Source organism: Nitrosomonas sp. Nm33 (genome assembly GCF_900107265.1).
GTDB lineage: Bacteria > Pseudomonadota > Gammaproteobacteria > Burkholderiales > Nitrosomonadaceae > Nitrosomonas.
The window spans coordinates 21,135-33,905 of the sequence record NZ_FNPJ01000030.1; the positions used below are offsets into that span (position 1 = coordinate 21,135).

At 44.3% G+C, this 12,771-nt stretch carries 7 protein-coding genes; 5 read left to right on the forward strand and 2 right to left on the reverse strand.

The window, feature by feature from the left end; all coding sequences use genetic code 11:
• Positions 1-6 precede the first annotated feature (6 nt).
• The gene (locus tag BLV54_RS07940) at positions 7-3,444 is read right to left on the reverse strand and encodes an acyl-[ACP]--phospholipid O-acyltransferase (protein WP_090570261.1); all 3,438 of its coding nucleotides are present in this window, start codon (positions 3,442-3,444) and stop codon (positions 7-9) included.
• A gap of 484 nt (positions 3,445-3,928) precedes the next feature.
• On the opposite strand from BLV54_RS07940, the gene BLV54_RS07945 reads away from it, so the two are divergent.
• The 3 genes from BLV54_RS07945 to BLV54_RS07955 all read left to right on the forward strand — a co-directional run bounded on the left by BLV54_RS07945 (position 3,929) and on the right by BLV54_RS07955 (position 9,587).
• Positions 3,929-6,724: a ribonucleoside-diphosphate reductase subunit alpha gene (locus BLV54_RS07945; RefSeq protein WP_090570291.1), complete on the forward strand. Its 2,796-nt coding sequence runs from the start codon at positions 3,929-3,931 to the stop codon at positions 6,722-6,724.
• 46 nt (positions 6,725-6,770) lie between these two features.
• Positions 6,771-7,949: a ribonucleotide-diphosphate reductase subunit beta gene (locus tag BLV54_RS07950; protein WP_090570265.1), complete on the forward strand. Its 1,179-nt coding sequence runs from the start codon at positions 6,771-6,773 to the stop codon at positions 7,947-7,949.
• A 246-nt stretch (positions 7,950-8,195) separates the two neighbouring features.
• Complete coding sequence (locus BLV54_RS07955; protein WP_090570294.1) at positions 8,196-9,587, forward strand: transglycosylase SLT domain-containing protein; 1,392 nt, start codon at positions 8,196-8,198, stop codon at positions 9,585-9,587.
• A gap of 12 nt (positions 9,588-9,599) precedes the next feature.
• Here the strand turns inward: BLV54_RS07955 and BLV54_RS07960 are convergent, their stop codons facing one another.
• Positions 9,600-11,063, reverse strand: a complete 1,464-nt coding sequence (locus BLV54_RS07960; RefSeq protein ID WP_090570268.1) for a M17 family metallopeptidase — start codon at positions 11,061-11,063, stop codon at positions 9,600-9,602.
• Positions 11,064-11,159: 96 nt separating this feature from the next.
• On the opposite strand from BLV54_RS07960, the gene BLV54_RS07965 reads away from it, so the two are divergent.
• Both BLV54_RS07965 and BLV54_RS07970 read left to right on the forward strand, forming a co-directional pair.
• The gene (locus tag BLV54_RS07965) at positions 11,160-11,954 is read left to right on the forward strand and encodes a thymidylate synthase (protein WP_090570271.1); all 795 of its coding nucleotides are present in this window, start codon (positions 11,160-11,162) and stop codon (positions 11,952-11,954) included.
• Complete coding sequence (locus BLV54_RS07970; protein WP_090570273.1) at positions 11,951-12,460, forward strand: dihydrofolate reductase; 510 nt, start codon at positions 11,951-11,953, stop codon at positions 12,458-12,460. Before BLV54_RS07965 ends, BLV54_RS07970 begins: the two co-directional genes overlap by 4 nt.
• The last annotated feature ends 311 nt before the right edge of the window (positions 12,461-12,771 follow it).

Here is a 12,771-nt window from a genome sequence, read left to right on the forward strand (position 1 = left end):
TATGAATCAAAGGCCAGTCGTTTGTTTCAGAGTCCAGTCACGCAGTGTGACATAATCTGTTTTTCCGGTGCCTAGGAAAGGTATTTCATCAACAGTTAAAATAGTTTTGGGAATATTCAATTCTCCAATGCCTTGTTTTTGGACATAGTCAATCAGTTCGTTTCGGTTGGCAGAGGGATTGGTGGTAATGAGGACCAACTGCTCACCTTTTTTGGCATCTGGAATCTGCACAACGGCATGGGTATAAGCAGGCCATAGTTTATGGACGTATTCTTCTACCGCAGTCAAGGAAACCATTTCACCGCCGATTTTGGCAAAGCGCTTGGCACGACCTTTAATAAAGAGATAGCCTTCCTCATCCATTTCGACGATGTCACCTGTGTCATACCAGCCGTTAACTGGTGGCATAACCTGCCCAGGTGAATCGATCAGGTAATAGCCTTTCATGACATTAGGACCGGAAATCAGTAATTTACCGCCATTTTCAATACCAGGAATTTTTTCCAATTGATAGCTAACGCCCGGCATCAACCGGCCTACCGATCCTGGCCGATGGTGCATAGGAGTATTGATACTCAAGATGGGCGCCGTTTCGGTTGCACCATACCCTTCGAGAATGCGGATACCAAAATTTTCTAACCATGTACTGCGCGTGCTTTTCCTTAATTTTTCTGCACCTGCGAATACATATCGGAGACTGCAAAAATCATAAGGATTAGCATAATGTGCATAACCAGCCAGGAAGGTATCAGTACCAAATAGAAGAGTGGCATTGGTATCGTACACCAATTCAGGAATAGCTCGATAATGCAGCGGCGAGGGATAAAAAAATGTTTTTATTCCGGATAAAACAGGTAACAGCACACCGCCTGTCAGACCAAAGGAATGAAAAATCGGCAAAGCACTGAATACACTATCCGTTGGGGCAAAATCAATAACGGATGACACCTGAAAGCGGTTAGCTTGTAAATTGATGTGACTGAGCACTACGCCTTTAGGCGCGCCTTCAGAGCCAGAAGTAAATAGTACTACCGCAGGCGCAGCGGCATCGTGTGAAGGGTTAGTAAAGTGATAAGAAAGCCGCGGAATCCTCCCGGCTAATAATCCCGTCAACTTGTTCCACCAGTGAAGGCGTTTGCGGATATCTTCCAAATAAAGTATTGCGATATGTTGCGCTTGTAATCCATCGATTATTTCGGTGAGTTTTCCAACTTCGATGAACTGCCTGGAAGTGAGGACTGATTTGATTTGTGCTAGCTGACACGCCTCCATCAGATTCTTTTTGCTGACGGAGAAATTTAACATGGCGGGGATGCGACCAAAAGCTTGTAAGGCAAAAAAACTGATCAGTGTGCTGGTCATATTAGGCAATAACATCCCTACATTTTCTCCTGCTCGGGTAAGCTTGCGCAGATCGTTTCCCAGAATAAAACTGCCGGTGATCAATTGAGCGTAACTTATTGGTCTGCGTTCAGTATCTTCAGCAATGATATGTTTTTTGCCATGGGTGGCGGTTGCATCCAATAGGGACTGAAATAAGGTTTGCTTGAGCTCATTGCTTTGAAGCATCATACTTGTCATGATGTCGTAGAGCTTGATCGCAGCAAGACGTTTTCGTTGCTTTCCCTGGATTTGCGATGGAAGATCAAATGATTCAGGCGGCATGCAGGTAAGAGTGATTTTGGGAAACCACCGAATCCGGATTTTGCCTTTCAGTCGGGAGAACGGAGTGTATTGCGCACCTGAAATACTGATCGGGAGAAGCAGTGCACCTGATTTGTCGGCAATGATGACGAGGTCTTCACATACTTTCATGAGTAATCCGGTTAGTGTTAGTCTGCCTTCAGGAAAAATGACAACTTTCTGACCACTTCTTACTTTATCAATCAATAACTGAGTAGAGTTCGGATTAGCAGGATCAATTGTGATAGTGTCAGCCAGAAATAAAAATGGCCTGATCCACCAACGCCGTACTATGTGCGTATTGATGGCAAAACACAGTTGCTCGGGGAGGCTAATGCTTAGCAGAAGAGCATCCAGGAAAGAGAGATGATTGGCAATGATAATCGTTTTTTTTTCCGCTTTTGGGTAGTTTTCCAGCCCTTTGACTTCCAGGTGGTAGCAAGTATGAAAAACCCACTGCAGAATGGATCTGATCAAAGTTTGCGGCAATAGACTGGAAAGGTAGATCGTCATGATAAGACCACTCAGAATCGCGATGGTAAGAAAAACTTCTGTTACAGTGAAATCGCTAGCCTGCATCAAACTGAGAGCCATGGCTGATGCCACTATGAATAATGCATTCATGATGTTATTACCAGCAATGATACGTGAGCGATGAGACGCTTCTGAGCAGCGCTGAACAAGAGCATAAAGTGGAACAACATAGATGCCACCACAAATGGCAATAGCCAGCAGATCCAGCAAAATACGCCAATGTGCAAATGAAGCCAGAAAGGCGATTGCGCCGATCAGTTCACCTTCTGCTGCTGGCAGGATGCTTTTGCTGGCAAAAAACAGGTCTACTGTAAAGATGGTCATGCCCAGAATAGCCAGTGGAGTATAGAGCGCCGCAATTTCACTTTTTAGCAACTTATTGCAAAGCAATGAGCCGAGGCCGATGCCAATGGAAAAAAATATCAGCAACAAGGCGGTAACTTGTTCATTGCCACCCATAGTCTCTTTCGCAAAAAGGGGAAACTGAGATAAAAAGGCTGTCCCAAACAGCCAGAACCATGAGATACCCAGTATGGAGCGGAATACAACCGTGTTCTGACCTATATGTTGAAGGAGGGCGCGAGTCTCATACAATAAGTTGTAACCAACTTTAATTTGGGGTGATGCTGGAAGGGTTGAGGGAATAAATAGGCTGAATAACCAACCAGCGAGCGCAGTGATGATGATCAATGCTGCCATGATGGTAATGCCATTCTCAGCCAGAATGAGCAGACTCCCTAGTGTTGTGCCAAGTAATAAAGATAAAAATGTGCCTGCTTCAATGAGAGCATTACCGCCAATCAATTCATTATCTTTGAGGTGATCGGGCAGAATGCCATATTTGAGTGGTCCAAAAAATGCTGACTGGGCTCCCGTTAAAAAAAGGATGCCCAGCATAAAAACTACATTTCCTAGAAAGAAGCCGGCTGCTGCACTACTCATTAGCAGGATTTCTATGAGTTTGATGATTCTGATCAGCTTTGCTTTGTCCCACTTGTCTGCAAGCTGACCGGCAGTAGCAGAAAAAAGAAAAAAAGGCAGGATAAAGATGCCGGCTGCAAGAGCTACCATGTGTGGGCTAAAGCCAGCATTATCCATCGTTGTATAAGTAATCAGGATGATTAGCGCATTTTTGCAAACATTCTCATTCAATGCGCCCAGAAACTGGGTGAGAAAAAGGGGCAGAAAGCGTCTGATGGTAAGCAGGTGCCATTGATTCTGATGCATAGAAATACGCCTGTTAATAATGAGGGAGATTAATCGATCGTAGTTTCTCACAACATTATCTGTCTTGAAACTTAGGAAAAAGTAGGCGTGTTTGTGGTTAAAACACCTATTTTTGACTTAAACCTAAAAGCGGTTTTCAGGTTAAAAGATAATTTGTAATAACCTACTTTGGTAATAGAGTGCTATTTTTTTGTTTCGGTTTTATCTCTATTTCAAACTTTTTATTTTTTATTTTTTATCAATCTGTTAATTGATCAGAATGTTCCATTTTCTCAAATAATTTATAAATTTATTGACCTGGTACAATAGGTCAGCCATAATCTACCGCTTGCTACAACAGGTAGTATAGTAGGGCAACGAAGCTGCCCTTATTGCCCTTATCCTTAACTAACAACAAAAAATAAAAGAGTGACCAGTGCTTACAGCCGACAGTGAAAATTTAAGCCCAGCGCTGCAAAAGGATTTTTCTGAGATTCCCTCAGCGATGGGTTTGCTGCAATACGCACAATACAAAGTGATTCGCCGTAATGGTGCGGTGGTTGCTTTTGAGCCCAGCAAGATTTCTGTTGCCATGACCAAAGCTTTTATCGCGGTGGAAGGCGGGCAGGGGGCTGCGTCTGCGCGGGTGCGTGAAGTGGTGGCACGGTTGACTCAGGATGTAGTGGGTGCACTGACACGACGCCAGCCTGAAGGGGGCACGTTTCATATTGAGGATATTCAAGATCAAGTTGAACTGGCGCTGATGCGTTCGGGCGAACATGATGTGGCGCGTTCTTATGTGCTGTATCGTGAGGAGCGCGCGCGTGAACGAGCAAAACAGCAAGAAAAGCTGGCTGCGGAGAAACAGGCTCCAGTTTTGCATGTATTGGAAAATGGTCGCAGGATTCCTCTCGATATTGCGCGACTGACAGCGCTGGTAGAAGCAACTTGTGCGGATCTCGGTGAGGCAGTAGATAGCACATTGATCCTTAAATCAACGCTAAGGGATTTATATGATGGCGTGCCAGCAGAAGAAGTCAGAAAGTCGCTCATTTTGTCGGCACGTTCCTTGATAGAAAAAGATCCCGCTTATAGTTACGTTACGGCGAGGTTGCTATTACACACGATCCGCTTTGAGGTGCTAGGAGAGGATGTCGCACAAAACGAGATGAAAACTCGTTACGCCGAATATTTTCCAGGCTTTATCAAACGAGGTATCGAGGCAGGATTGCTGGATGAGCGACTGGCACAATTCGATTTGGCACGTTTGGCAGAAGTGCTGGATGCAGATCGTGATTTGCAGTTTGGCTATCTGGGTTTGCAGACGCTGTATGATCGCTATTTTTTGCATGTCAATGAAAAGCGGATCGAGCTGCCGCAGGCTTTTTTCATGCGGGTAGCCATGGGGCTTGCACTTAATGAGATTGATCGTGAGGTGCGTGCCATCGAGTTCTATCATGTGCTATCAAAATTTGATTTCATGAGCTCGACGCCGACGTTGTTCAATTCGGGTACGTGTCGTCCGCAGCTCTCTTCGTGTTACCTGACTACCGTACCAGATAGTCTGGATAGCATTTATGAAGCCATTAAGGAAAACGCCCTGCTTTCAAAGTTTGCAGGTGGACTGGGTAACGACTGGACTCCGGTGCGGGCGATGGGGGCGCGCATCAAGGGAACCAATGGCAAATCACAAGGTGTAGTTCCTTTTCTCAAAGTAGTCTCTGATACTGCTGTGGCAGTCAATCAAGGCGGCAAACGTAAGGGGGCGGTATGCGCCTATCTGGAATGCTGGCACCTTGATGTCGAGGAGTTTTTGGAGCTTCGTAAGAACACCGGTGATGATCGCCGTCGTACGCATGATATGAATACCGCGATCTGGGTGCCCGATTTGTTCATGAAAAGGGTGATGGAAGGGAGTGACTGGACACTGTTTTCCCCTTCGGATGTGCCAGATCTCCATGACAAGTATGGCAAAGTATTTGAGCAGGCTTATCTTGCTTACGAAAAGAAAGCGATGGAGGGTGAAATTGCCTTGCATAGGAAGATCCCTGCCCAGCAATTATGGCGGAAAATGCTGACTATGCTGTTCGAGACAGGGCATCCGTGGATTACCTTTAAGGATCCATGCAATATACGCTCCCCTCAAAATCATGTCGGTGTGGTGCATAGTTCCAACCTTTGTACTGAAATCACGTTGAATACCAACGAGCAGGAAATTGCTGTCTGCAATCTGGGATCGATCAATTTACTGGCGCACATCAACGATGGCAAGCTCGATATGGATAAACTCAAGCGTACCATTAACACAGCGATGCGTATGCTTGATAATGTGATCGATATCAATTTCTATGCAGTTGCAAAAGCACGTAATGCCAATCTGAGGCATCGACCGGTTGGACTTGGTATCATGGGATTTCAGGATTGTCTGCATAAGCTTGGCATTCCTTATTCTTCTGAAGAAGCGGTAGAGTTTGCAGACCGATCAACGGAGGCCATCGCCTATTATGCTTATTGGTCCTCCACCGAATTAGCAGAAGAGCGCGGCTGTTACGCTTCCTATCGTGGCAGTTTGTGGGATCGTGGGATTTTACCTCAGGATTCCCTTGAGCTATTGCGCGAAGAACGTGGTGATTATGTTGAGGTAGATACTTCAGCCACTCTGCAGTGGGATAAGCTTCGTGCACGCATCAAGAAGCATGGCATGAGAAATTCAAATTGCCTGGCGATTGCACCTACTGCGACGATTTCCAATATCGTTGGTATTTCAGCGAGCATCGAGCCTACATATCAGAATCTATACGTTAAATCCAATTTGTCTGGAGAGTTTACGATCGCCAATAAATGGCTGGTCAATGATCTGAAGAAAAGTGATCTTTGGGATGAAGTGATGATTGCTGATCTCAAGTATTACGATGGCGCTATTGGCAGAATAGACAGAATACCTGCAAATATCCGCAACATGTATGCTACTGCTTTCGAAATGGATCCTCGCTGGTTGGTTGAGGCGGCTGCCAGACGGCAGAAATGGATCGATCAAGCGCAATCCCTCAATATCTATATGGGGGGCGTCTCTGGCAAGAAGCTCGATGAGGTTTATAAGCTTGCCTGGTTACGAGGACTCAAGACAACCTACTATTTGCGTTCATTAGGCGCAACGACAGCAGAAAAATCTACAGTACACACCGGTGTACTTAATGCCGTACCAGCCAGTGGCGGCGTAGTTGCAGCAAGCGCTCAGCAGATAACGACGGAAATCAAATATTGTGCAATTGATGATCCTGGATGTGAATCGTGTCAATGATAATGAATGTAGCAGTACAACTATATAAAGGTAAGGAGGAAAGAAAATGTTGACATTTGATGATGAACCACTGCAACCTGAAAGCCTCCCCAAAAAAGGCCTGTTAAGCGGAATATCCGATTCAGTTTTGTATTCCCCTGCTGCAAGCAATACAGCGACAGAACGCCACATTGATCCATCGAATGAAAATTCGATAAAAGATAACCATCGTCGCGTCTCCGTAGAAGATAAGCGCATTATTAATTGCAAGTCAGATGTGAATCAACTGGTTCCGTTCAAGTATAAATGGGCATGGGAAAAATATTTGGCGGCTTGCGCTAATCACTGGATGCCGCAGGAAATCAATATGAGTCGTGATATCGCGCTCTGGAAAGATCCTAATGGATTGACTGAAGATGAGCGCCGTCTGGTCAAGCGCAATCTTGGTTTTTTTGTAACAGCCGACTCATTGGCAGCAAATAATATTGTGCTGGGCACTTATCGTCATATCACTAACCCTGAGTGTCGTCAATATCTTTTGCGCCAGGCTTTCGAGGAAGCCATTCATACCCATGCTTATCAATATATTGTTGAATCACTCGGACTGGATGAAGGTGAAATCTTTAATGCGTATCATGAAATTGAATCGATTCGCGATAAGGATGAATTTTTGATTCCTTTCATCGATACATTGACCGATCCAAAATTTAAAACAGGCACATTAGAAACTGATCAGCAGTTGCTGAAAAGCTTGATTGTATTTGCCTGCATCATGGAAGGGCTGTTTTTCTATGTAGGATTCACGCAAATTCTGGCACTGGGTAGGCAGAATAAAATGACGGGTGCTGCTGAACAATATCAGTATATTTTGCGTGATGAATCCATGCATTGCAATTTTGGCATTGATGTCATCAATCAGATCAAGCTGGAAAACCCCCATCTCTGGACTAAAGCATTCCGCGAGGAAATTAGCACTTTGATGCAGAAAGCAGTAGAGCTTGAATACCGCTATGCAGAAGATACGATGCCCCGTGGTGTATTGGGATTCAATGCATCAATGTTCAAAGAATATTTGCGTTTTATTGCAAACCGTCGATGCCAACAAATTGGCCTTGATATTCTTTTCTCAGATGCAAGTAACCCATTTCCCTGGATGTCGGAAATGATTGATCTAAAGAAAGAAAAGAACTTTTTTGAGACACGCGTCATTGAATATCAGACGGGTGGCGTATTGAGCTGGGATTAGCATTGGCAGCAAATTTACTTTTATTTGCTGGATAGTTCTTTTGAAATTTAAGGCCCTATAAATTAGGGGTTCATTAACAATCTAGGAGTAAGCGCGAAAGCAATGATGTAGCACTTGTCTGCAAGATACAGCTAACTGAGTTATTCGACAGTAATCTCAGGAAATAAGGCTCCGTATCATGCAGGCATGATCAATCTGAATTTTCAGAGATATTGATCGTTTTGAAAATTAAGGATGCAATTACTCATGCTAAGAAAAAGAATCTTATCAAACCTCATATTTATACTCACGACCAATATAATACTGGCTTCCTTATCCATTGCGGCAGAAGCACAGCAAACTTTAGCAAATAATCAAAATACTTCCACCTCTGAAATAAAGCAAGTTTCTGCCCGTTCACATAAGCATTTAGATGATTTATGGGTACGTATACGTAGGGGGTTTACCCTCGCTGATATGCGAAGCCAGGAAGTACGCCATAACGAGAATCATTTTACCCGTCATCAAAAAGATATTGATCATATCGTGGAGCAAAGCAGGCGCTATTTGTTTCATATTGTGGAAGAAGTGGAGCGACGTGGTATGCCAACTGAGATTGCACTTATTCCTATTGTGGAAAGCGCCTTTAATCCGCTGGCTTATTCTAGCCACCATGCTTCAGGTCTTTGGCAGCTTATTCCTTCTACAGGTAAGGCATTCGGTCTTGAACAGAACTGGTGGCATGATGAGCGGCGCGATGTCGTTGCTGCTACACGAGCTGCCTTGGACTATCTGCAGAAGCTTTATAAAATGTTTGGTGATTGGAGGCTGACGCTGGCCGCATACAATTGTGGGGAAGGCGCGCTAAAAAGATCCATAGATGAAAATCATAAAGGAAATGGACGGGTTAATTTCCGTAAACTAGAGTTACCCTCTCAAACCAAAGATCAGGTTGCCAAAATTATCGCGGTAAGAAACATTATTGCTAATCCAGAAAATTTTGGTGTCGAACTTAAACCGCTTCCTAATCGACCTTATTTTGAGCAAGTTGAAATTAATGAACATATTGATGTGAAGCTGGCAGCTGAACTTGCCGATGTGCCAGAAAATGAATTCACCGCACTTAATCCAGCCCATCGTAGACCTATCATCAGAATTGATGATTCACCCCGTGCTCTTTTGTTGCCGGTTAATAAAGTAAAAACCTTCGTAACTAATCTCGAAAATTACGATAAGTCACTTGTTTCTTGGCGAGTTTATCGGATAAAAAAAGCCAAAACTGTTGAAGATTTGTCAAGAAAATACGGGGTCACTGTAACCGAACTTGCAGAGATCAATGGTATTGCCGAAAATGGTACTGTGAGAAAGGGGCAAATTTTATTAGTTCCTCGCGATAAGAAGAAAAGCAGAGGAGATGATTATCTGGCACAAAATAGCGAAAATGATAAGCGTAATGCTTCCTCGTTATTGGATAATCAGATTACCTATGTAGTCAGGAAAGGCGATACGTTATACGATATTGCCAGGCGCTATGGCATCGGTATAAAAGAAATCAAATCATGGAATGGCAATACTGAGCGCCTTTCCATTGGTCAGGAACTTACTCTCAGACTGATTAACTTAAATAAAATTTATTTAACTGAAAATTCTTATGAGTAAAGTTAACTCCAATCAGCTTGTAAGAAATTTTTGCAGAAAGGCTATTGACCAGGCAACGCCAAAACCTGTGATGTCGGTTCCAACGGCACCGAGGCCACCTTTATGATTGCATGCAGAGAGATCCATATGTAGCCAGGGCACCTCGTTGACGAATCGACTGAGGAAGCGGGCTGCCAGGATATGATCAAAATCGCTCTCCAGCGTGCATTGTTTGATATCAGCAATTTTGCTTTCAAGATCAGCTTCGTAATCAGTATCCATAGGAAAAGCACAAATACGCTCACCACTTGATTTTCCAACAGCCAGCGCCTTCTGGATAAGATGCTCGCGATTACTGAAGATACCACTATAACGTGATCCCAGCGCGGTATAAAGACTGCCTGTTAACGTTGCAAAATCAATAATCAAATCAGGTTCTTGTTTTTCTGCCAAGGTCAGCGTGTCAGCAAGTACCAGGCGACCCTCTGCATCAGTATGGATGATTTCTATCGTGGTACCATTTAATGCCGTAATGACATCGTTTTGCTTGTAAGCACGCGGGCTAATATGATTTTGTGCAATAGCCAACCAGCAATCGATGTTAATGGGTAAATCGGCTCGAGTTGCCGCCAATAACACACCTAATGCAACCGCTGAGCCATTCATGTCCTCGTGCATACCATGCATGAAACGCGCAGGTTTTAAATTGTGGCCACCGGTATCGAAGCAAATGCCTTTCCCGACTAGCGCAATGGTTTTATTCGTTTTTTTTCCATTGCTTCGCTGTAAATGTACGATGGCAGCATCTTCGGTATCACTTCCCTGAGCTACCGCAACAAATGCGCCTGCACCCAGTTTGCGAAGTGTCGCTAAGTCATATTCTTCATATTTCCAATTTTCATTATTCGCGAGCTTTTCAATTTGCTCGCGATAAGTTTTAGGTGTTAGTTCATTAGGCGGCAGCCCAGTCAGTCCGCGCGCGAGCAAGTTTCCTTCCGCCTGAGCGCGTAACAGTAAGAAATGGTCAGGGTCTTCGTATCCACACAAAACGATCGACTCGAGAGGTTTTCTCTCAGGCCTAAGTTTACGCACGGGTAAAACTGCACCATTGATCCAAGTGACATAGACTGCTAATTTTGCCAAGAGCTGCTTTTGATGCGCACTGCCATGAACCGATAGGTGAATCTGGGTAGGTCCTTCTTCCAATAGCAATTGCAAAGCCTTGCGAACTATGGTGTGTTGCTCAAAGATAGATTTATTAAAATCCACCATCACCCAGGTACAGAGCGTACCATTTTGCAAATTGGCACAGACGGGTATTTCATTAATCTCACATAATTGCATCTCGCGTCGAAGCAGTAATGCTTTGAGCGCATATTCGCCAGGCAGACTCATTTTGCTAGGTAGTTTTTCTAGCTTGGGAAGAAGAACTAGAATGTGCGTGGCTTTAACAGATTCATCAATCGGTAAGTTATTTTGTAAAAGTGTTGCAAGCATCAGAATTCCTGACAATATAGTTAGCCGTATATTATATCTGCTATCCTAACGATATTTAGCATGGTTTTTTATTACCGCTTCATTTGTTAATTTTTCATGCATCAATATCTTGAACTTGTGCGGCATGTGCTCGAGTACGGCCATCAGAAGTCTGATCGTACCGGTACCGGCACGCTGTCTATTTTTGGCTATCAGATGCGCTTTGATCTGGCACGGGGTTTTCCGCTGGTCACGACCAAGAAGTGTCATTTAAAATCGATTATCCACGAATTGCTATGGTTTCTGCGTGGTGATACCAACATTACCTATCTCAGGGAAAATGGTGTCTCCATTTGGGATGAATGGGCTGATGCAAACGGTGATCTAGGTCCCATCTATGGCCATCAATGGCGCTCCTGGTCAAGCCCGGGGGAGGAGTCAATTGATCAAATCTCACAGGTTATCGAGCAAATCAGGAAAACCCCTGATTCAAGGCGGATGATTGTCTCTGCCTGGAATGTGAATGATCTTGATAAAATGAAGCTGGCACCCTGCCATGTGTTGTTTCAGTTTTATGTCGCAAATGATAAGCTTTCCTGCCAGCTTTATCAGCGCAGCGCGGATATTTTTCTCGGTGTGCCTTTTAATATTGCTTCTTATGCGTTGCTGACCTTGATGATTGCGCAAGTCTGTGATTTAAAGCCAGGTGATTTTGTGCATTCGTTTGGCGATGCGCACCTTTACCTGAATCATCTTGAGCAGGCTCGGGAGCAATTAGGGCGTGAACCAAGAAAGCTGCCAACCATGAGGATCAATCCATTGGTCAGAGATATTTTTGATTTTAATTATGAAGATTTTACGCTGGATAATTACGATCCCCATCCAGCTATTAAAGCCCCGGTGGCAGTATGACATCACGCCGTTTATCCATTCTGGCTGCCATGGCCACTAACCGTGTAATCGGTCGAAATAATGCGCTTCCCTGGCATCTCTCAGCTGATCTCAAGCGCTTCAAAGCGCTTACTATGGGGCAGATCATCATCATGGGACGGAAAACCTATGAATCGATCGGCAGGCCGTTACCAGGGCGTATCAATATCATCATCAGCAGACAGCCAGAATTTTTGATTCCGAACGCGATAGTAACCTGCTCGATTGAAGAAGCATTAGCAGCATGCATGCCTTATCAGGATAGAGAAATCTTCATCATCGGCGGCGCAGATCTTTACCAGCAGACGCTGGCGCATTGCCAGCGCCTTTATCTTACCGAGGTCCAGCAAGATTTCGAAGGAGATGCCTTTTTTCCGGAATTCGATCGTAACGAATGGTATGAATCGTCACGTGAAATCCATAGGTTGGAAGATGGGAGCAGACTGGAATACCATTTCGTGGTGCTCGAGCGCAAAATGGCTTCATAGAATTAGAATTGGGGGTTTGAGTAACTTAATGTTTAATTTTACTACGACCCCAACGACCAAGCTGTGCGGCGCAAACGAAGCGCAGCGTAGTTTGCGTCCGAACGAGCGCCTTGTTAGCGAGCCTTCTAAATTTCTGGCTTGAGCTGACCATCTCTCAATGCCTCAAGTGCATGCAACCTGCCTTCAAACTCATTTTCGCTCAAAAGACCTTTTCTAAATATAGCCAATCACATATAAATTGATTATAATTTGTGAATGACCTATCCAGTATCATTTCGCCGTAAGGTATTATCCGTTCGAGAGAAGGATGG

Excerpts from the sequence above, each read along its gene's own strand:
- BLV54_RS07940 (WP_090570261.1), bottom strand. The coding sequence starts at position 3,444 with ATGCATCAGAATCAATGGCACCTGCTTACCATCAGACGCTTTCTGCCC.
- BLV54_RS07945 (WP_090570291.1), top strand. The coding sequence starts at position 3,929 with ATGGGTTTGCTGCAATACGCACAATACAAAGTGATTCGCCGTAATGGT.
- BLV54_RS07950 (WP_090570265.1), top strand. The coding sequence starts at position 6,771 with ATGTTGACATTTGATGATGAACCACTGCAACCTGAAAGCCTCCCCAAA.
- BLV54_RS07955 (WP_090570294.1), top strand. The coding sequence starts at position 8,196 with ATGCTAAGAAAAAGAATCTTATCAAACCTCATATTTATACTCACGACC.
- BLV54_RS07960 (WP_090570268.1), bottom strand. The coding sequence starts at position 11,063 with ATGCTTGCAACACTTTTACAAAATAACTTACCGATTGATGAATCTGTT.
- BLV54_RS07965 (WP_090570271.1), top strand. The coding sequence starts at position 11,160 with ATGCATCAATATCTTGAACTTGTGCGGCATGTGCTCGAGTACGGCCAT.
- BLV54_RS07970 (WP_090570273.1), top strand. The coding sequence starts at position 11,951 with ATGACATCACGCCGTTTATCCATTCTGGCTGCCATGGCCACTAACCGT.